This is a genomic window from Comamonas composti DSM 21721, assembly GCF_000429845.1.
GTDB lineage: Bacteria > Pseudomonadota > Gammaproteobacteria > Burkholderiales > Burkholderiaceae_C > Comamonas > Comamonas composti.
In genome coordinates this window covers 343,571-361,788 of sequence record NZ_KE386971.1, presented here as the reverse complement: position 1 = coordinate 361,788, position 18,218 = coordinate 343,571, and the positions used below count along the sequence as shown (strand labels likewise).

The following is an 18,218-nucleotide window of genomic DNA, read 5'->3' as shown; positions in this document are numbered from 1 at the left end:
GGCTATCTCAGTCCTATGCAGTACGAGCAACGCTGGTACGAGGCACAGCGTAAAAAGGCCGCGTAGATCATGGGCTAAGAGCTACACAAAACAGGGGCAAGATCAAAATTCCACAGCGAGCGCTCGATCATGTCTCACCGGTTCAGGCCTTAAAGAACTGGTATCGGAAAAAGCCCGAATTGTTCAAAAATCGGGTTTATAACCAATCGGGACTTGACAGGGTGATTCAACCAGAGGCTTGTACAAGACGGAATTGATTCGCCGTCGGGCTCTGTGGGAAACCTGGGTGTCTGCTGCGCTGGCCACGCAAAAAGGCCTGCCAGGTGAGGGGCAGGCCTTTATCGGCGGGAAGCCGGCTTACTGTTCTCGGCGCAGGGCGGGGAACAGGATGACGTCGCGGATGCTGGGGCTGTCGGTGAGCAGCATCATCAGGCGGTCTATGCCTATGCCGCAGCCGCCCGTGGGAGGCATGCCGTATTCCAGGGCGCGCACAAAGTCGTGGTCGAAGTACATGGCTTCGTCGTCGCCAGCATCCTTGGCATCGACCTGAGAGGCAAAGCGCTCAGCCTGGTCTTCGGCGTCGTTGAGCTCGGAGAAGCCGTTGCCGAACTCGCGGCCCGTGATGTAGAGCTCGAAGCGCTCAGTCACTTCGGGGCGTTCGTCATTGGCACGGGCCAGCGGCGAGATCTCGGTCGGGTGCTCCATGATGAAGGTCGGGTCCCAGAGCTTTTCCTCGACCACTTCCTCGAAGTACAGCACCTGCAGACTGGCCAGCGTGCGGCTGGACAGTTTGTCCTTGTCTTCCTTCATGCCCAGCTTTTTCAGCGCATTGGTCAGCCATTCGCGGTTGGCTACGTTCTCGCCGGCATCGGTGTATTTGACGATGGCTTCGGGAATGGTCAGTCGCTCAAAGGGCGCGGCCAGGTCCACGGGCTTGCCACCATAGCTCAACTGCAGTGTGCCCACGGCCTTTTGCGCCGCATCGCGGACCAATTGCTCGGTGTAGTCCATGAGGTCGCGATAGTTCCACCAGGCTGCGTAGAACTCCATCATCGTGAACTCGGGGTTGTGGCGTACCGAGATGCCTTCGTTGCGGAAGTTGCGGTTGATCTCGAACACGCGCTCGAAACCGCCGACCACCAAGCGCTTGAGATACAGCTCGGGCGCAATGCGCAAATACATTTCCTGGTCCAGCGCGTTGTGATGGGTCACAAAGGGCTTGGCGTTGGCGCCACCGGGAATGGGGTGGAGCATGGGAGTTTCGACCTCGAGGAAGCCGTGGTCCACCATGAAGTCGCGGATGCCCGATACGGCCTTGCTGCGGGCCACGAAGCGCGCGCGCGCGGCTTCGTCCGTCATCAGGTCGACATAGCGCTGGCGCACCTTCTGTTCCAGGTCGGCCATGCCGTGGAACTTGTCGGGCATAGGGCGCAGGCTCTTGGTGAGCATGCGAATCCGTGTGGCCTTGATCGACAGCTCGCCGGTCTTGGTCTTCATGAGCAGGCCTTCGGCGCTGATGATGTCGCCAAGGTCCCACTTCTTGAAGTCGGCATAGACTTCTTCGCCCACGGCATCACGCGTCACATAGATCTGGATGCGGCCTGTGGCGTCCTGGATGGTCGAGAAGCTGGCCTTGCCCATGACGCGCTTGAGCATCATGCGGCCGCCTACGCTGACGGTGATGGCTTCGGCATCCAGAGCTTCGGCCGACTTTTCCCCATGCGCGGCGATCAGGGCTGCCGTACGGTCAGCAGGCTTGAAGTCGTTGGGAAAGGCGGCATTGCCCTGGGCTTTGGCCTGCTCGCGCAGGGATTTGAGTTTCTCGCGGCGCTCGGCAATGAGTTTGTTCTCGTCCTGAGGGGCAGCGCCTTCGGCCGCAAGAGTGGTATTGAGTTCAGTCATGAAAATGAGCGCCAGCGTCTTGCGCTGGGTGAGGCAACAAACAGATGCCGGGCCAATGGCTTAGGCCAGGAGGCTGCAATTTTAGGTTTTTTGCTCAAGCGGGTGAAATGGCTTGAGCAATGGCTCGGCAGCCTGGTCATGAATGCATGATCATGTGGGCAAAAGCCTTGGACTGCATTCCGGGCCAGGCAAGCCGACTATCATCTCACAACCCACGCGGGCAAGACCTGGATACGATGCCAGGGCCTTGTTTTGCCGGCCCATCTTTATGGACTGAACCCAATTCATGCTGCTTCAGATCTTCTCATTCCTCCTGGACGTCGTCGTTGGCCTGGTCAGCGGCGCTTGTTTGCTGCGGCTTTACATGCAGGCCCAGCGCATTCCTTTTGCCAACCCCGTGGGGCAACTGGTGTTTGCCTTGACCGACTGGATCGTGCTGCCTTTGCGCAAGGTATTGCCGAGCAAGGGGCGCTGGGATATCTCCAGCCTGGCTGGGGCTTTTCTGCTGCAGCTGGCTCAGATGCTGGTCCTGTGGCTGCTCATAGGGGGCTTGGGTGGGATTGTTGCCGTGCCCTGGCTGGCGCTGTGTGGGCTGGCCAAGGTCGTGCTTTCCGGGTTGGTCGGCATTTTGCTCATTTATGTGATCTTGTCCTGGGTGCAGCCGTATTCGCCGATTTACGGCGTGCTACAGCGTCTCTCGGACCCTTTGCTGAGGCCCATCCGCAAGGTGGTTCCACTGATAGGCGGCATTGATCTGTCGGCTCTGGTGGCACTCATAGGCCTGCAGGTGGCGCTCATGGTGCTCAATCATGTGCAGGCAGCAGGCCTGTTGCTGGTGGCCGGAGCGCTCTGACGCAGCTGCCAGGCGGCGCCGCTGAAATGACAACGGCCTGCGCGGCTCCAGTCCGCGCAGGCCGTTTGGTTTTGCGCTTTACTGTACTGCGTCGGCCGGCAGGCGCTGCAGCATGGCCAGGGAAGTGGCGATGCGGTCGCGCAGTTCGCGGCGATCGACGATCATGTCCACTGCTCCCTTGTCCTGCAGGAATTCGGCGCGCTGAAAGCCTGCGGGCAGCTTGACGCGCACCGTGGTCTCGATCACGCGCGGGCCGGCAAAGCCGACCAGGGTCTTGGGCTCGGCGATGACGATGTCACCCACGAAGGCAAAGCTTGCGGAGACACCGCCGAAAGTCGGGTCGGTGAGTACCGAGATATAGGGCAGGCCCTTCTTGGCCAGGCGTGTGAGGGCGGCATTGGTCTTGGCCATTTGCATCAGTGACAGCAGGCCTTCCTGCATGCGTGCACCGCCCGTGGCTGTAAAGCAGACGAAGGGAACCTTTTGCTCTATCGCGGTTTCCACGCCACGTACAAAGCGCTCGCCCACGACGGAGCCCATGGAGCCCGCCATGAAGTCGAATTCGAAGCAGGCCACGACCACGCTCAGGCTTTTGATAGCGCCGCCCATGACGATCAGGGCATCGGTTTCGCCGGTGTTCTCCAGCGCTTCCTTGAGACGTTCAGGGTATTTGCGGCTGTCCTTGAACTTGAGCGCATCGACGGGAATGACTTCCTGGCCGATTTCGTAGCGGCCTTCGGCGTCGAGAAGGTGGTTCAGGCGTGCACGTGCACCTATGCGATGGTGGTGGCCGCAGGTGGGGCAGACGTTCTGGTTCTTCTCCAGGTCAGCCTTGTAGAGGACGGACTCGCAGCTTGGGCACTTGATCCACAGACCTTCGGGGATTTGCTGGTGGCGATCCGTGGGACTGGTCTGCTGGATTTTGGCGGGCAGGAGTTTTTCAAGCCAAGACATGATGTTTCCTTTTCAGTTTCCATTGCGCTGCGCGCCACCCGCATCTCATGAGAGCGGCACGGCGCAGGCGACTGGCGCATCCCGGATAAGGGACAGCGAGCAAGGGCCGCTCCGCAGGTCTGGCCTTCGGGGCGGTCTATCTCAGGGCAGCATTATGCGTCCAGTGCTTTGCGCACGCCGCGCAGAAAGTCTATGGTCAGGGGCGCAATTTTTTCATGCGGCTGGCCGTCGAGCAGTTCTATGATGCGGCTGCCTATGACCACGGCATCCGAGACGCGGCCTATGGCCTGAGCCGTGGCTGCATCGCGTATGCCAAAGCCGACTCCCACGGGAATGTCCACATGCTTGCGTATGCGCGGCAGCATGGACTCGACCGACGAGATATCGAGTGCTCCCGAGCCCGTGACACCCTTGAGCGAGACATAGTAGACATAGCCGCTGGCCACGCGCGCCACCTGCTGCATGCGCTCTTCCGTGGAGGTAGGGGCCAGCAGGCAGATCAGGTCCATGTCGCGTGCACGCAGCCGGGCCGAGAACTCTTCGCACTCCTCGGGCGGGTAGTCGACAACGAGCACGCCGTCCACGCCGGCGTCGGCGGCATGCTCGACGAACGCATGTTCGCCATGCACCTGGTCGTAGCGCTCCACGGGATTGGCATAGCCCATGAGGACTACCGGCGTGGTCTGGTTTTTCTGGCGGAACTCGCGCACATAGGCCAGGACCTGCTTGAGACCCACGCCGTTGGCAATGGCGCGGTCTCCTGCTTTCTGCACGGTGGGGCCGTCGGCCATGGGGTCGGAGAACGGCACGCCCAGTTCGATGACGTTGGAGCCGGCTTCGACCATGGCATGCATGAGCGTGGGCGTGATCGCCGCAAACGGATAGCCTGCGGTGATATAGGGGATCAAGGCCTTTCGGCCTTCGCTTTTGAGCTTTTCAAATGTGTTGGCGATGCGGCTCATTGAGCTGCTCCTCCTTTGACCGTCAACCCGCGCATGGAGGGGCGGTCGTAATAGTCGGCACCCGAGAGATCAGCCACCGTGCCAATGTCCTTGTCACCACGACCGGACAGGTTCACGAGAATCGACTGATCGGGGCGCATGGTTTTGGCAAGCTCCATCGCATAGGCGACGGCATGGCTGGACTCCAGCGCGGGAATGATGCCTTCGGTGCGGCACAGATAGTGAAAGGCGTCCAGCGCCTGCGTATCGGTGGCGCCCACATATTCGGCGCGGCCTATCTCCTGCAGCCAGGCATGCTCGGGGCCTACGCCTGGATAGTCGAGGCCTGCGCTGATGCTGTGGGTTTCGGTGATCTGGCCGTTGTCGTCCTGCAGGATGAAGGTGCGGTTGCCGTGCAGCACGCCGGAGCTGCCGCGCTGCAGCGAGGCCGAGTGCTTGTCCGTGTCCAGGCCTTCCCCGGCTGCTTCCACGCCGATCAGGCGCGTGGCTTCGAAAGGAATGTAGGGATGGAAGATGCCCATGGCATTGCTGCCGCCGCCCACGCAGGCCACGACCGCATCAGGCTGTTTGCCGGCACCCAGGAATTCGGGCATTTGCTTCAGGCATTCTTCACCGATGACCTTCTGGAAGTCGCGCACCATCATGGGATAGGGGTGAGGGCCGGCCACGGTGCCGATGATGTAGAAGGTGTTGTCCACATTCGCCACCCAGTCGCGCATGGCTTCGTTGAGTGCATCCTTGAGGGTCTTGCTGCCCGACTCCACGGGTATGACGGTGGCACCCAGAAGCTTCATGCGATAGACGTTGGGGCTTTGACGCTTCACGTCCTCGGCACCCATGTAGACCACGCACTCCAGGCCGTAGCGCGCACAGATGGTGGCTGTGGCCACGCCGTGCTGGCCGGCGCCTGTTTCTGCAATGATGCGCGGCTTGCCCATGCGCTTGGCCAGCATGGCCTGGCCGATCACGTTGTTGATCTTGTGGGCGCCTGTATGGTTGAGATCTTCACGCTTGAGGTAGATTTGCGCGCCCCCCATTTCGCGCGACATGCGCGCCGCATGGTAGACGGGCGAAGGTCGGCCCACGAAGTGAGCGAGTTCGGAGTTGAATTCTGCGATGAACTCGGCATCGTGCTGGTACTTGGCATAGGCCTCGCGCAGCTCGGTCAGAGCATGGGTCAGGGTCTCGCTGGCAAAGCTGCCGCCGTAGCGGCCAAAGTGTCCGGAGGTGTCTGGGTATTGGTAGTCGAACATGTCTGCAAATTCTGGGCATCGGCCGCACGTACGGCGGCGATGAAACGGTGGATCTTGTCGGCGCTCTTCACGCCCTTGAGAGGTTTGCCGTCAGGGCCATCGGCTTCAACGCCGGAGCTGACGTCAACGGCCAGCGAGAGACCTCGCGGGCGCACTTGCAAGATGCCATCGGTCACGTTTGCAGGCGTAAGTCCACCAGACAAAACGAGGTGACAGGCAACGCTTGGTGGTAGGAGTGACCAATTGAATGTTTGTCCGCCGCCGCCATAGCCGTCCACATGAGCGTCCAGCAAGATGGCCTGGGCCTGAGAAAAATGCTGTGCGTATTCTACGAGGTCGAAGCCCATCGTGCTTGCTCCCAGGGGAATACGCGCAGCGCGCATGAAGGGGCGTGCTCCTCCTGCTGTAGCTGCCAGGCAGGTATCGGGCGACTCATCACCATGAAACTGCACGCAAGCGCCCGGTATTCGGGCGCAGGCAGCTATCACATTGGAAGCGGTTTCGTTGACGAAGAGCAGAACCGGTGTCACGAAAGGCGGCAGGCGCCGTGCCAATTCGGCGGCTCGCTCCAGGCTTACGGCACGTGGGCTGGGCGCATACAGCACAAAGCCTATGGCATCGGCGCCCGCAGCCACGGCCGCGTCCACATCCTGCTCGCGTGTGAGGCCGCAGATCTTGATGCGGGTACGTGTGGGCGGGTTCATGGCAACCAGTCGAAAGCCGCAGTCGTGCTGGGCAGGCCCCATTTTTCGTCATAGACGGGGCCGAGGAAATAAAGGCCATTGGGGGCGAAAGTCGGTGCCGCCGCATCGCGCGAGCGTGCGGCCAGCACGGCCTGCATCCATTCGGGAGGATAAAGGCCCTGGCCTATGGCAACCAGGCAGCCCATGATGTTGCGCACCATGTGATGCAAGAAGGCACTGCCCTGGAATTCGAAGCGCCAGTAGCAGCATTCCAGGGGGTGTTGACCGGGGCGCATGGCGCTGGCGGCTGCGGCACCGGCTCCTCCGCCGGTCTGGCGGCGAGAGATGGCGATGCGGTGCATGGTCTTGACGGGACTCTTGGCCTGGCAGCCAGAAGCCCGGAAAGAGGAAAAATCGTGCTCGCCCAGCAGATATCGGGCACCGGCCTGCATGGCCTGCTCGTTCAGCGCATGAAAAACCCAGCCCACGCGCCCGGCTTCCACGCTCGGGCGTACGGGGGATTGCAGCAGCACATAGGCATAGCGGCGTGCCGTTGCGCAGGCGCGTGAGTGAAAGCCATTGGGCACGGGCTGGGCCCATTGCACGGCGATGTCGGAAGGCAAAAAGGTGTTGCTGCCGCGTACCCAGGAGTTGGCTGCACGGTCCAGCTCGGTGTCGAAATGCACGACCTGCATGAGGCCGTGCACGCCTGCGTCCGTGCGGCCTGCGCAAATCGTGGGGATCTCCTGAGCAGCAAAGCGGCCCAGGGCCGCTTCGAGATGGTCTTGAACGGTGTTGCCTGAGGGCTGGCTTTGCCAGCCGCTATAGGCCTGACCGTTGTAGCTGACGCCTAGCGCTATGCGCATGGCGTGGCCTTTTTTGGGGAGGAGGTGTGCATCGAGTCTCGGCTTTTCATGGCGCCCGGGTCTCAAGTCCTGCTGCGTGGGCTCAGACAGAGGCAGGAGGAGCCGAAGAGAGGCTGTCCTTGCAGAGCCAGCCGCTCTTATGCGGCCAGCAAAAAGGGCAGCCTGAGTTGCATGGGAGAGCGATGTTAACCAATCTCGGAAAGCAGGCGTTGGGCACGGGCTTTGAGGTCGCCGTGGGCTTCGGCAATGACCTCCTCGATCAGGGTGCGTGCTCCGTCGTTGTCGCCAATGGTGCTGAACTCCTGGGCCAGGGCCAGTTTGGTGGCCAGCAGGTCCTCGGGGGGCGTGGGGGCTGGAGTCTTGGCGGGCTCGGTATCGCCCAGGTCGAGAGCGAGATCGCCCAGGTCGAACTCAAGCGATTGCTTTTGCTCCGCGGTTTGTGCGGGGGCAGGCTCTGCAGGGTCGAGCTTGAGCTCGGCTGACGCAACTGCGGACATGGCAGCGCTTGCGGGCTCGTCCAGGTTGAACTCAAGCCCGCTGCTGGGCATGAAGTCATTCTCATGTGCAGGCTTGCTCTCTGGCGGCAGGGATGCTGCCGGCGCGGCCGATGACAAGGGCGCATGCTGGGTGGGCAGATTCACCATGTCCGTGCTGTGCCAGCTGGGCTCCAGTGCTGCAAAGTCCTGCTCGCTGGGGGCGGGCATGGGGCTGGATGGGCTGGCCTGGGGCTTGGGCAGGCTGGCGTCTGCAAGTCCACCGGGCAGATCCATGTCGAGGTCCAGATCCAGGTCCATGGGCATGGTTGCCGGGCCTTCGCGCTTTTCTGCGTCGCTCGACTCGGGCATGGCCCGGGTCTGGGGCGACAGGGTGGATGCAAAGCCCACGCTGTCGTTGGCAATGGCGGCCGTGGTCGTGGAGCCCGCCACGAATGGCATGCCGCCAGGCTGGTAGAGCGGGTTTTCGGGATCGAGTATGCGACCTTGCTCAGTCAGACGCTGCCATTCGGCTCCCTGGCCCGAAGTCAGACCATGCAGGGTCTGGGCCAGGGCCTCGAAGGCCTTGCGGTCGTGGCGCTTGACATAGATGTCTGCGAGCTTTTGATGCAAGGCCAGGCGCTCGGGCGTGGTGCGCAGGGCTTCCTTGAGGATCTCCTCGGCCTGCAGGTCGCGGCCATAGGCGAGGTAGACATCGGCTTCGGCCAGAGGGTCTACATCGCCGGCATCCAACTGGCTTGGCGTGTAATGCATGGAATTGCCGGACAGCTGGCTGGATGCGCCGGTATCCACGCGTTGGCCGCCGCTGGCGCCAAAGAAGGAGTCCGCGGCCAGCTGGCTGTCGCCGAATCCGCTCTCGCCTCCAGCGGCAGCCGCGCGGCGGCGCTGGACCACGCGATAGCCGCCATAGCCGAGCAGCAGGGCCAGCAGTGCAGCTCCGGCCAGCGGAATCATGGGGTCTTCCAGCAGGGAGTCGATGAAGCTGGGCTCTTCCACGGGCTCGGGAGGAGGGGTGAGCTTGGGCTTGGGTGCCGGCTCCGGAGCTGCGGGCTCGGCGGCCTGTTCCTGGGCTGGCTCTTGGGTATCGGCAGGAACGCTGCCAGCTTCGCCGGATGCCGAAGGAACTGCGGGGCCCGTGTTCTCGTCGGTGGCAGGAGCCGGAGCCGATGCTTCATCAGTTGCAGGCGCCGAGGCCGCTGGTGCAGGGCTGGGCTCCACTGGCGTGCCTTCAGCAGGCGTGGAGGCCGAAGCGATCTGTGTGAGCTCGGACATGTTGCGTTGCAACTCGGCCATGCGCGAGTTCTGGTCCTCGGCCTGCTTTTTCTGGGCCAGGCTTTCCTCGCTCTGAGCGCTCTTGATGCCGCCCTTGGACAGGGTCAGTTTGTCTGGCGAGGTGCCGGCCTGGCGGTTTTCCTCGACCTGGGCCTGCACGCCGCCCGAGGCCTCGCGCGAAGCGGCTGCCACCGGTGCCTGGGGAGCGGCTGCGGCCAGCTGGCGCCGGAACTGGTTGAAGTCACGCGCCTGGGCCGAGACGATTTGCCGGGCTTCGCGCGCCGAGGTCGACTTGGCTGCGCTTTCGTCAGGCAGGCTGATCACGGCGCCCGAGCGCATGCGGTTCACGTTGCCGTTGATGAAGGCCTGGGGATTGGCGCGCAGCATGGCGACCAGCATCTGATCGAGCGACACGCCTGCAGGGCGATGGGCTGCAGCGATGCGGCCTGCGGTATCGCCGCGTTGTACATGGACTTCGCCAGGGCTGGGCTGGGCTTGCGTAACAGCCGGGCGCTCGACGGGAGTGGGCTGAGTTGCCACGGGTTCGGCACTCGCAGGGGGTTGCGAGGCCGAAGCCGAAGGCGCTGCCGGGCGGCGAGGAGCTGGCGCGGATTCGGGGGCCGAAGCTTGCGCCTGAGCGCTGATGGCTGGCGCGGGGCGGCGTGCCGCCGGCGGGTCCAGCAGCATGGTGTAGCTGCGCTGCAGACTGCCCGAGGCCCAGTTGGCGTCGATGACCAGGTCGATGAAGGGATCGTTGACCGGCTTGCTGCTGCTCAATTTCAGCACGGCCGATCCATCGGGGCGGCGCAGGATGTTGACGCGCATGGAAGCCGCCGCGCTGCTGTATTCCACGCCCTGGGCGCTGAACACCGATGGGGGAGCAATCGAGGCCTGAAGGCTTTCTGCTTCGCTGGCGCTGAGCTGGGGCAGGGCGATTTCGGCACGCAGCGGCTCACCGAGCGCTGATTGCACGGTAAGCTGCCCAAGAGCCAGGGCCCATGCGTTGGTGCCGGTCAGGCCGACAGAGACAATGGCCGCTGTGGCCAGCGCAGAGAGTTTCCAGCGTTGCATAAGGCGTCAGACTTGAATGGACTGATGCAGCCGGACAGTGACGTTTGCCAAACCGGCTGATAGACCTTTAATTGAAATGAACTCCAGTGGCGCCAAAAGGCCGGCCCTTAGAGGGCCCACCATGGCATATGACCCGCATTGTCGGCCACGCTATAGGCCTGCAAGTATTTGCATGGACGCTAGCTGCCGGAGTGTTGCCGAATGGCAACGATAAGTAATAAGATTTGATTTTTGTTTAATGTAGGTTAATGCCTACAGCTTGGGCGAGCATTGTGCCCAACAGATGGAGTCAGGGCAAGAACAAGCGCCATGAGGCTTGGTGCGTCATGGCGCTTGTTTGTTGTGCACGCGAGCTGCCTGTCAGGCTTTTCAGACCGCCAGCAGAATGCGCAGCATGCGGCGCAGCGGCTCGGCAGCGCCCCACAGCAGTTGGTCGCCGATCACAAAGGCCGACAGGTATTCGGGGCCCATGTTCAGCTTGCGCACGCGGCCCACGGCGATTTCCAGGCCGCCGGTGGTGGCGGCGGGCGTGAGCTCCTTGACGGTGAGCGCGCGGTCGTTGGCCACGAACTTCACCCAGGGATTGCCGCCCTTGATCAGAGCTTCGATCTCTTCCAGGGGCAGGTCCTTCTTGAGCTTGAGCGTCAGGGCCAGCGAGTGGCAGCGCATGGCGCCTATGCGCACGCACAGGCCATCCACGGGAATGGCGGCTGCTGTGCCCAGAATCTTGTTGACCTCGGCCTGGCCCTTCCACTCTTCCTTGGACTGGCCATTGGGCAGCTGCACATCGATCCAGGGGATGAGGCCGCCAGCCAGGGGGGCACCAAAGAACTCGGTAGGCACGTCTTCGCGGATGGTGGCCGCCACCTTGCGGTCGATGTCCAGAATGGCGGAGGCCGGCGTGGCCAGGTCACCCTCCACGGCGGCGTGCACCACACCCATGCCCTTGAGCAGCTCGCGCATGTGGTTGGCGCCGCCGCCCGAAGCCGCCTGGTAGGTCATGGAAGAGACCCATTCCACCAGGCCTGCCTTGAACAGGCCGCCCAGGCCCATGAGCAGGATGGAGTTGGTGCAGTTGCCGCCAATCCAGTTCCTGCCGCCGGCCGCCAGCTTGGCCTTGATCAGATCGTCATTCACCGGGTCCAGCACGATGACGGCGTCGTCTTCCATGCGCAGCGAGGAAGCGGCGTCGATCCAGTGGCCCTTCCAGCCCGCAGCGCGGATCTTGGGGAAGACTTCCTTGGTGTAGTCGCCACCCTGGCAGGTGATGATGATGTCGCACTTCGACAGCTCGGCGATGTCGTTCGCATCCTTGAGCTGGGTATGCACGGTGGCCATGGCCGGAGCCTTGCCGCCTGCGTTGGAGGTGGAGAAGAACACCGGCTCGATGAGCGCGAAGTCGCCCTCGGCCTGCATGCGATCCATCAGGACCGAGCCGACCATGCCTCGCCAGCCGACCAGTCCTACCAATTGCTTGCTCATTTCTAACGCCCTTTCGTGATGAAAACAGTGCTCGATCAGACTGTTGTCGCCCGGCTCGTCTGGCCGGATCAGGGGCGCACGACGAACCAGGCTGGGTCAGCCCTTAATCGTCTTAATGGTGGTGATTGCAGTTGCGCGCGCGGCCACGCCAGCCAGGTTGGCGGCGGTGTTCTGAAGACAAAGGGCTGCTGCGGCAAACATAGGAAAAGCATTCTAGCGACTATCTGTTTGCAGGTGGCATGAAGTCATGCATTTCACCCACAGTCGCTGCGTAAAAAGACAGCACGCCAGGATGGCGCATGCGGCAAGCCCCCGGTGAGCCGAGGTCCTGCCGTCTCCGGAGGATCAGGCCGTCAGGGCCTTGACCACGGCATCGCCCATTTCGCTGGTGGAAACGCGCGTCGTGCCTTCGCTGTAGATGTCGGCCGTGCGCAGGCCGTCGGCCAGCACCTTTTGCACGGCGGCCTCGATGCGCTGGGCCGCGGCTTCCTGGCCCAGGCTGAAGCGCAGCATCATGGCCGCCGAGAGAATCGTGGCCAGCGGGTTCGCAATGCCCTTGCCCGCGATGTCGGGGGCCGAGCCATGGCTGGGTTCGTACAGGCCCTGCTTCTTGTCGTTCAGCGAGGCCGAGGGCAGCATGCCGATGGAGCCCGTGAGCATGGAGGCTTCGTCGGACAGGATGTCGCCGAACATATTGCCCGTGACCACCACGTCGAAGCGCTTGGGTTCCTTGACCAGCTGCATGGCGGCGTTGTCCACGTACATGTGGTCCAGCTGCACATCGGGATATTGCTTGCCGACTTCGCTGACCACGTCCTTCCAGAACTGGAAGGTCTCCAGCACATTCGCCTTGTCCACGCTGGTCACGCGCTTGCCGCGCTTTTGCGCGGCCTGGAAGGCCACATGCGCGATGCGCTCGATCTCGGGCCTGGAGTAGCGCATGGTGTCGAAGGCTTCCTCGGCACCGGGGAAATGGCCATCGGTGGCCACGCGGCGGCCGCGCGGCTGGCCGAAATAGATGTCGCCGGTCAGCTCGCGGATGATGAGGATGTCGAGGCCGGCGACCAGCTCGGGCTTGAGGCTGGAGGCGTGGGTCAGCTCCTTGTAGCAGATCGCCGGGCGGAAGTTGGCGAACAGGCCCATGGCCTTGCGCAGTCCCAGAATGGCTTGCTCGGGGCGCAGCGCGCGCTCCAGCGTGTCGTACTTCCAGTCGCCCACGGCGCCGAACAGCACGGCGTCGGACTCCATGGCCAGCTTGAGCGTGGCTTCGGGCAGGGGGTGGCCCGCAGCCTCGTAGGCTGCGCCGCCCACGGGCGCGGTCTGCATTTCGAATTCCAGGCCCAGAGCACCCAGCACCTTGACGGCTTCGGCGACGATTTCGGGACCAATGCCGTCACCGGGCAGGACTGCGATCTTCATGATGTTTCCTTTATTAAATCGATAGCTGCCAGCGCTCGATATACATCGATTTCAGCATGAATTCATGCTGAAAATGAGAAGGGGTAAGCGCTAGCGGCTCATATCTTGCTAGCGGAGCAGTGTGTGCGCTCAGCCCTGGAGCAGGGTATGGCTGAGCCAGGGCTTTTGCGCGAGGCGCTCGGCCTCGAAAGCCTTGATCTTGTCCGCGTGACGCAGCGTGAGGCCGATGTCGTCAAAGCCGTTGAGCAGGCAGTACTTGCGAAAGGCGATCACATCGAACGGTATGGCCTCGCCGCCGGGGCGAACAATGAGCTGGCGATCCAGGTCTATGGTCAGCTCGTAGCCGGGGAAGGCAAACACCTCGTTGAACAGCAGATCGACCGTGGTCTCGGGCAGCACGATGGGCAGCAGGCCGTTCTTGAAGCAGTTGTTGAAGAAGATGTCGGCAAAACTGGGCGCGATGACGGCGCGAAAGCCGTACTGGTCCAGCGCCCAGGGCGCGTGTTCGCGGCTCGATCCACAGCCGAAGTTCTTGCGTGCCAGCAGGATGGAGGCGCCCTGGTAGCGCGGCTGGTTGAGCACGAAGTCGGGGTTGGGCTTGCGGTCGGATTCGGGCACGCCGGGCTGGCCGGGCTGGTCCAGATAGCGCCACTCGTCAAACAGGTTGGGGCCAAAGCCCGTCTTGCGGATGGACTTGAGGAACTGCTTGGGGATGATGGCGTCGGTATCGACGTTCTCTCGGTCCATGGGGGCCACGAGGCCCTGGTGCACGGTGAATTTTTGCATGGCTGATTCTTTGCAGTCTGGGTGTTCAGTTCGCCGCGCGCTCGATGGCGTTGCCGGCCTTTTGCACATCCTGGCCAATGCCTTTGACGGTATTGCAGGCCGCCAGGGTCAGGGCCAGGCCGATGAGAAGCACGGAGATGGAGGAGTTCATGGTGTGCGGCTCGCTGAGGCAGGTTCAGGCGAACTTGCGGATGTCGACGAAGTGGCCGTGGATGGCCGCCGCCGCCGCCATGGCCGGGCTCACCAGGTGGGTGCGCCCGCCCGCGCCCTGGCGGCCTTCGAAGTTGCGGTTGCTGGTCGAGGCGCAGCGCTCGCCGGGCTCGAGGCGGTCGGCGTTCATGGCCAGGCACATGCTGCAGCCGGGCTCGCGCCACTCGAAGCCCGCGGCCTTGAAGATGGCGTCCAGGCCTTCGCGTTCGGCCTGCTCTTTCACCAGGCCCGAGCCGGGCACGACCATGGCCAGCTTCACGTTCTTGGCGACCTTCTGGCCGAGCTTCTTGACCACCGCCGCCGCTTCGCGCATGTCCTCGATGCGGCTGTTGGTGCACGAGCCGATGAAGATCTTGTCCACGAAGATGTCGTTGATGGGCTTGCCGGGCTCGAGGTTCATGTAGGTGAGCGCGCGTTCGATGGCGCCGCGCTTGCCCGCATCCTTTTCCCGGTCGGGATCGGGCACGCTGGCATCAATGCCCAGCACCATCTCGGGCGAGGTGCCCCAGGTCACCTGCGGCACGATGTCGGCTGCATTCAGCTCGACCACGCTGTCGAACTTGGCATCGGCATCGGAGTGCAGCGTCTTCCAGTAGGCCACGGCCGCATCCCATTCCGCGCCCCCGACAAAGCGGCCGCTTTGTCGGTCCACGCCCGGTGCCAGGGGGCGACCCTTCACATAGGCGATGGTCTTGTCGTCCACGGCCACCAGGCCGGCGCGCGCACCGCCTTCGATGGCCATGTTGCAGACCGTCATGCGCCCTTCCATGGACAGGTCGCGGATCGCCTGCCCTGCGAACTCTATGGTGTAGCCCGTGCCGCCGGCCGTGCCGATCTTGCCGATGATGGCCAGCACAATGTCCTTGGCCGTGATGCCGGGCGCGACCTTGCCGTTGACCTGGACCAGCATGTTCTTGGCCTTCTTGGCCAGCAGGGTCTGGGTGGCCATCACATGCTCGACCTCGGAGGTGCCGATGCCGTGGGCCAGCGCGCCGAAGGCGCCGTGCGTGGAGGTGTGGCTGTCGCCGCAGACCACGGTCATGCCGGGCAGGGTGGCGCCTTGCTCGGGGCCCATCACGTGGACGATGCCCTGGCCCTTGTCCATGAAGGGAAAGAAGGCCGCAGCGCCGAACTCGCCGATATTGGTGTTCAGCGTGGTGATCTGTTCTTTGCTGATGGGGTCGGCAATGCCGTCATAGCCGCGCTCCCAGCCCGTGGTGGGCGTGTTGTGGTCGGCCGTGGCGACCACGGAGCTGATGCGCCACAGCTTGCGCCCGGCCTCGCGCAGGCCTTCGAAGGCCTGGGGGCTGGTGACTTCGTGCACCAGATGGCGGTCTATGTAGAGGATGGAGGTGCCGTCTTCCTCGGTGTGGATGACATGCTCGTCGAAAATCTTGTCGTAGAGGGTGCGTCCCATGGCGTTCTCGCGTGGTTGGGTGATCGTGGGGGAAATGGGTGAGGATTCTAGGAACTCAGCCTGCGGCTGCGATCCGGGCGTCGATTGCGGGCTGGCATAGATGCTCGGCCAGCAGGCGGGCCGTGACGGGCAGGGCATTGAAGTCGCGCGCCACGATGCACAGCTCGCGCCGTGCCCAGGCATCGCTCAGCGCCACAGAGCGCAGGCGGCCGACACCATGCATGAGCTCGAAGGCGCGGTCCGGTATCAGGCCGATGCCCAGGCCGTTGTCAATCATGCGGCACATGGCGTCCAGACTGGTGACCTGTATGCGCTGGTGCAGGGCGTGGCCGGCCTGGGCTGCGGCCGCGCGCATCGCCAGGCTGATGGACGAGCCGGACTGCAGGCTGACGATGTCCCATGGCAGCACATCGGCAAAGCCGATCTCCTGGCGCTCGGCCAGCGCATGACCCTCGGGCACGACGACGACCAGATGGTCCTCGCGGTAAGGGCGCTGCTGAAGCACCGGCGCGGCCTGGCCATTGCCCGTGGCCATGTGCTCCATGGAGCAGATGCCGATGTCGGCAATGCCTTCCTGCACGGCGGCCAGCACCGCAGGGCTCAGCTGCTCCTGCAGATCGATCTTGACCTGAGGATGCTGGCGCGCAAAGGCGCCCAGGTCTTCGGGCAGGAACTGGACGATGGCCGAGAGATTGGCATGCACGCGCACATGGCCGCGCACGCCGTCGGCATATTCGGAGAGTTCGCCCTGCATGCGCTCCAGGCCGAAAAGCAGGTTGCGCGCATGATGCAGCAGGCTCTCTCCTGCAGGCGTCAGGGTCACGCCCCGGCTGTGGCGATAGAGCAGGGCGGTATCCACCGTGGCTTCAAGATCGGACAGGCGCTTGCTCACGGCCGATGCTGCGATGAACTCTCGCTCGGCCGCGCGGCCTATGCTGCCGAGCTCGCAAACGGCTACAAATAATTGCAGCGATGTCAGATCAATACGCCGCGCAAAGCTGCGCTCGGAATTTTTCATGGTCTTGGTGGGGCTTGCCTTCTTCAAAGGAGAAGCTTTTGCTATTTTCCACGATAAATAACCAGTTTGCCATCTCGCAATGAGATGGCTTAAGCCATGGTCAGCGATTGCAGTCATGCCAGCTGGCTATGGCCGTGCTTGGGGCGCAAGGTATTTCGGGGTAGAAACGGCCCTGGAGAGCAGTGGTCTTGTGAACAGGGGTAAACGCGGCTATCTTTTTTGACTGTTTGGCAGTGCAGGCATGGGCTGGCCTGTGTTTTCCGCTGTAAAAATAGAAGCGTATGCAAAAACCAGATTCAAAAGTCAGGAATTCCTGCGGCAGCCGACTGGGCCAGGTCCTCGGCGGCCTGGTGTTCACGGGCCTGCTGGCCTGCAGCAACCTGGGGCCGGCTCAGGCCAAGCCGGTTCCGGCAGCCAAGACGGCCAAAGCTGGCAAGGCCCAGGCCAAGACAGGGGCTGCCAAAGCAGGCAAGGCCCAAGGCAGCAAGAAAGCTGCGCCAAAGACTGCGAGCAAGGCCAGGGCTGTGCCCAAGCCGGCTCCCAAATCCGCGTCGGTTGCAAGCCCAGGCGCGGCTGCAGCCCCTGCAGCCTCTGCGGCTCTGGGGGCGGGTGCGGCGGCGGCTTCTCTGACCGGCAAGACCGAGCACGCCATCAGCGAAGCCGAGCTCGCAGCCTTGCGCAGACGCGCTGAAGAAGGCGATGCCCCGGCTCAATATGCGTTGGGCATGGCCTACAAACGCGGCCTGGGGCTCAGCCCCGATATCCAGACAGCGGCTCACTGGTATCTGAGTGCGGCCATGCAAGGTCATGCCTCGGCCCAGTCCGAGCTGGGCCTGATGCATGCGCATGGCAATGGCGTGGTCAGGGATGATGCCCAGGCCGTGCAGTGGTATCGCAAGGCTGCCGAGCAGGGCGAGGCTGTGGCCCAGAGCAATCTGGGGCTGATGCTGGCGGCCGGTCGTGGCGTGGCGCGTGACGAGGCTCAGGCCTTGCACTGGTTCGAGCGTGCAGCCGGCCAGGGCGAGGCGGCCGCGCAATATGCGCTCGGTGTCATGCATGCCACAGGGCAGGGGGCGACCGAGGATGCGGCTCTGGCCCTGCAGTGGTTCCTGAAGGCTGCCGCCCAGGGACATGCGGATGCCCAGTTCAATGCCGGCCTGCTGTATGCCGAAGGCGGCCCCGTGGAGCGCGACCTGGTCCAGGCGGCGCACTGGTTCCAGAAGGCGGCCGAGCAAGGCCATGCCTCGGCCCAGCTCAATCTGGGCGTTTTCTATGCCAATGGTCAGGGGGTGACGACCAGCGACGAGCAGGCCGCCAAGTGGCTGGAGCGCGCAGCCCAGCAGGGCGATGCCCTGGCGCAGTCGAATCTGGCCAGCCTGTACGCGGCAGGCAAGGGGGTGGAGCGCGATAGCTCGCTGGCCTATTTCTGGTCCTGGCTGGCCGCGCACAAGGACCGCTCGTTGTCGGCCAAGCGCGACAGCCTGGCCAAGGAGCTGGATGAGACCCAGCGCATGCGGGTCGAGCGCCAGGCCCAGGCCTGGAAGCCTGGAAAATCCTGACTCAGCATGCAAAAAGC

General features: G+C 63.3%; 15 protein-coding genes. 2 read left to right on the top strand and 13 right to left on the bottom strand.

The annotated features are described in order from the left end of the window. Positions 1 to 357: 357 nt before the first annotated feature. Complete coding sequence (gene lysS, locus G486_RS0118670) at positions 358 to 1,902, bottom strand: lysine--tRNA ligase (protein ID WP_027016900.1); 1,545 nt, start codon at positions 1,900 to 1,902, stop codon at positions 358 to 360. 286 nt (positions 1,903 to 2,188) lie between these two features. On the opposite strand from lysS, the gene G486_RS0118665 reads away from it, so the two are divergent. Then, complete coding sequence (locus tag G486_RS0118665; protein WP_027016899.1) at positions 2,189 to 2,755, top strand: YggT family protein; 567 nt, start codon at positions 2,189 to 2,191, stop codon at positions 2,753 to 2,755. A gap of 78 nt (positions 2,756 to 2,833) precedes the next feature. On the opposite strand, the gene accD is transcribed toward G486_RS0118665, so the two are convergent. The 12 genes from accD to G486_RS0118605 all read right to left on the bottom strand — a co-directional run bounded on the left by accD (position 2,834) and on the right by G486_RS0118605 (position 16,642). Then, a complete protein-coding gene (accD, locus tag G486_RS0118660; RefSeq protein ID WP_027016898.1) occupies positions 2,834 to 3,709 on the bottom strand; it encodes an acetyl-CoA carboxylase, carboxyltransferase subunit beta in 876 nt (291 codons plus the stop codon). A gap of 152 nt (positions 3,710 to 3,861) precedes the next feature. Beyond that, a complete protein-coding gene (gene trpA, locus G486_RS0118655; RefSeq protein WP_027016897.1) occupies positions 3,862 to 4,671 on the bottom strand; it encodes a tryptophan synthase subunit alpha in 810 nt (269 codons plus the stop codon). Then, positions 4,668 to 5,924, bottom strand: coding sequence for a tryptophan synthase subunit beta (gene trpB, locus G486_RS0118650; RefSeq protein WP_027016896.1), 1,257 nt, complete (start codon positions 5,922 to 5,924; stop codon positions 4,668 to 4,670). The genes trpA and trpB overlap by 4 nt, the downstream gene beginning before the upstream one ends. Further along, positions 5,849 to 6,628, bottom strand: a complete 780-nt coding sequence (locus G486_RS0118645; protein ID WP_156920095.1) for a phosphoribosylanthranilate isomerase — start codon at positions 6,626 to 6,628, stop codon at positions 5,849 to 5,851. Before G486_RS0118645 ends, trpB begins: the two co-directional genes overlap by 76 nt. Beyond that, positions 6,625 to 7,473, bottom strand: coding sequence for a tRNA pseudouridine(38-40) synthase TruA (truA, locus tag G486_RS0118640; RefSeq protein WP_027016894.1), 849 nt, complete (start codon positions 7,471 to 7,473; stop codon positions 6,625 to 6,627). The genes G486_RS0118645 and truA overlap by 4 nt, the downstream gene beginning before the upstream one ends. Positions 7,474 to 7,658: 185 nt before the next feature. Then, entirely contained in the window at positions 7,659 to 10,310 is a 2,652-nt protein-coding gene (locus G486_RS0118635; protein ID WP_027016893.1) for a FimV/HubP family polar landmark protein, read from the bottom strand. Between the two features lie 369 nt (positions 10,311 to 10,679). Beyond that, a complete protein-coding gene (gene asd / locus G486_RS0118630) occupies positions 10,680 to 11,792 on the bottom strand; it encodes an aspartate-semialdehyde dehydrogenase (protein WP_027016892.1) in 1,113 nt (370 codons plus the stop codon). A gap of 345 nt (positions 11,793 to 12,137) precedes the next feature. Beyond that, positions 12,138 to 13,211, bottom strand: a complete 1,074-nt coding sequence (gene leuB, locus G486_RS0118625) for a 3-isopropylmalate dehydrogenase (RefSeq protein WP_027016891.1) — start codon at positions 13,209 to 13,211, stop codon at positions 12,138 to 12,140. A gap of 129 nt (positions 13,212 to 13,340) precedes the next feature. Next, positions 13,341 to 13,997 carry a 3-isopropylmalate dehydratase small subunit gene (leuD, locus tag G486_RS0118620; RefSeq protein ID WP_027016890.1) on the bottom strand — a complete coding sequence of 219 codons (657 nt, stop codon included), beginning with the start codon at positions 13,995 to 13,997 and terminating at the stop codon, positions 13,341 to 13,343. A 25-nt stretch (positions 13,998 to 14,022) separates the two neighbouring features. Beyond that, the gene (locus G486_RS0118615; protein WP_027016889.1) at positions 14,023 to 14,148 is read right to left on the bottom strand and encodes an entericidin A/B family lipoprotein; all 126 of its coding nucleotides are present in this window, start codon (positions 14,146 to 14,148) and stop codon (positions 14,023 to 14,025) included. Between the two features lie 24 nt (positions 14,149 to 14,172). Further along, the gene (gene leuC, locus G486_RS0118610) at positions 14,173 to 15,624 is read right to left on the bottom strand and encodes a 3-isopropylmalate dehydratase large subunit (RefSeq protein WP_027016888.1); all 1,452 of its coding nucleotides are present in this window, start codon (positions 15,622 to 15,624) and stop codon (positions 14,173 to 14,175) included. A 55-nt stretch (positions 15,625 to 15,679) separates the two neighbouring features. Then, on the bottom strand, positions 15,680 to 16,642 hold the full coding sequence (locus tag G486_RS0118605; protein ID WP_027016887.1) for a LysR substrate-binding domain-containing protein: 963 nt from the start codon (positions 16,640 to 16,642) through the stop codon (positions 15,680 to 15,682). A 281-nt stretch (positions 16,643 to 16,923) separates the two neighbouring features. Here G486_RS0118605 and G486_RS0118600 point away from each other — a divergent pair, with 281 nt between their 5' ends. After that, positions 16,924 to 18,201, top strand: coding sequence for a tetratricopeptide repeat protein (locus G486_RS0118600; RefSeq protein ID WP_084455426.1), 1,278 nt, complete (start codon positions 16,924 to 16,926; stop codon positions 18,199 to 18,201). The last annotated feature ends 17 nt before the right edge of the window (positions 18,202 to 18,218 follow it).

Excerpts from the sequence above, each read along its gene's own strand:
- truA (WP_027016894.1), bottom strand. The coding sequence starts at position 7,473 with ATGCGCATAGCGCTAGGCGTCAGCTACAACGGTCAGGCCTATAGCGGC.
- G486_RS0118645 (WP_156920095.1), bottom strand. The coding sequence starts at position 6,628 with ATGAACCCGCCCACACGTACCCGCATCAAGATCTGCGGCCTCACACGC.
- G486_RS0118605 (WP_027016887.1), bottom strand. The coding sequence starts at position 16,642 with ATGAAAAATTCCGAGCGCAGCTTTGCGCGGCGTATTGATCTGACATCG.
- G486_RS0118600 (WP_084455426.1), top strand. The coding sequence starts at position 16,924 with ATGCAAAAACCAGATTCAAAAGTCAGGAATTCCTGCGGCAGCCGACTG.
- asd (WP_027016892.1), bottom strand. The coding sequence starts at position 11,792 with ATGAGCAAGCAATTGGTAGGACTGGTCGGCTGGCGAGGCATGGTCGGC.
- leuD (WP_027016890.1), bottom strand. The coding sequence starts at position 13,997 with ATGCAAAAATTCACCGTGCACCAGGGCCTCGTGGCCCCCATGGACCGA.
- accD (WP_027016898.1), bottom strand. The coding sequence starts at position 3,709 with ATGTCTTGGCTTGAAAAACTCCTGCCCGCCAAAATCCAGCAGACCAGT.
- G486_RS0118635 (WP_027016893.1), bottom strand. The coding sequence starts at position 10,310 with ATGCAACGCTGGAAACTCTCTGCGCTGGCCACAGCGGCCATTGTCTCT.
- trpA (WP_027016897.1), bottom strand. The coding sequence starts at position 4,671 with ATGAGCCGCATCGCCAACACATTTGAAAAGCTCAAAAGCGAAGGCCGA.
- leuC (WP_027016888.1), bottom strand. The coding sequence starts at position 15,624 with ATGGGACGCACCCTCTACGACAAGATTTTCGACGAGCATGTCATCCAC.
- lysS (WP_027016900.1), bottom strand. The coding sequence starts at position 1,902 with ATGACTGAACTCAATACCACTCTTGCGGCCGAAGGCGCTGCCCCTCAG.
- trpB (WP_027016896.1), bottom strand. The coding sequence starts at position 5,924 with ATGTTCGACTACCAATACCCAGACACCTCCGGACACTTTGGCCGCTAC.
- leuB (WP_027016891.1), bottom strand. The coding sequence starts at position 13,211 with ATGAAGATCGCAGTCCTGCCCGGTGACGGCATTGGTCCCGAAATCGTC.
- G486_RS0118665 (WP_027016899.1), top strand. The coding sequence starts at position 2,189 with ATGCTGCTTCAGATCTTCTCATTCCTCCTGGACGTCGTCGTTGGCCTG.
- G486_RS0118615 (WP_027016889.1), bottom strand. The coding sequence starts at position 14,148 with ATGAACTCCTCCATCTCCGTGCTTCTCATCGGCCTGGCCCTGACCCTG.